1 protein-coding gene is annotated in these 575 nt (G+C 72.3%); it reads left to right on the top strand.

The genetic code is table 11. The features are described from left to right. Positions 1-445 (top strand): transposase (locus VXC91_RS46710; protein ID WP_329513380.1); only part of this gene is annotated, 445 nt, incomplete at its 5' end. Between the last annotated feature and the right edge of the window lie 130 nt (positions 446-575).

Raw genomic sequence — 575 nt, 5'->3', positions numbered from 1 at the left:
GATGCTCGACCAGTCCGCGGCGAACACCGGCGTCCACCCCAAGCAGGCCCTGGTCGACGCTGGCTGCTGTTCCGAGACCAACCTTGAGGCCGCGCGAGAGCGCCAACTCGCCTGCGGCACCGACACGTTCATGGCCACCGGCCGCCTGGCCCACGACGAGCAGGTCCCGCCCGCACCCCGCGGACGCATCCCCAAGGACGCCACCCTCAAGGAGCGCATGGCCCGCAAGCTGCGGACCAAGCCCGGCAAGGCCGCCTACAGCCGCCGCAAGGCCATCGTCGAACCCGTCTTCGGTCAGGTCATGACCTGCCAGAACGGCCGTCAGCTCCTCCTGCGCGGCGAGGACGGAGCCCGCGGCGAGTGGCAACTGCTGGCCGCCTGCCACAACCTCCGCAAGATCTTCCGACACGCCGGGACCGCCGGGCTCGCCGCCCTGGCCGACTGACCAGCCAGGCACCCTGGCCCACGCCACGGGCCCTACCGGCCGAACACCTGCCGGGCAGGACCCAGCCACAGCCTCACAGGTGCCGACGGGACGGCCGCGACCGATCCCATCGATCACGGCCAGCGGGCCG

Origin of the sequence: Streptomyces chiangmaiensis, from assembly GCF_036281785.1 — a bacterium.
Lineage (GTDB): Bacteria > Actinomycetota > Actinomycetes > Streptomycetales > Streptomycetaceae > Streptomyces > Streptomyces chiangmaiensis.
Note: the sequence above shows the minus strand (reverse complement) of the source record. Positions and strands in the feature narration are given on the sequence as shown.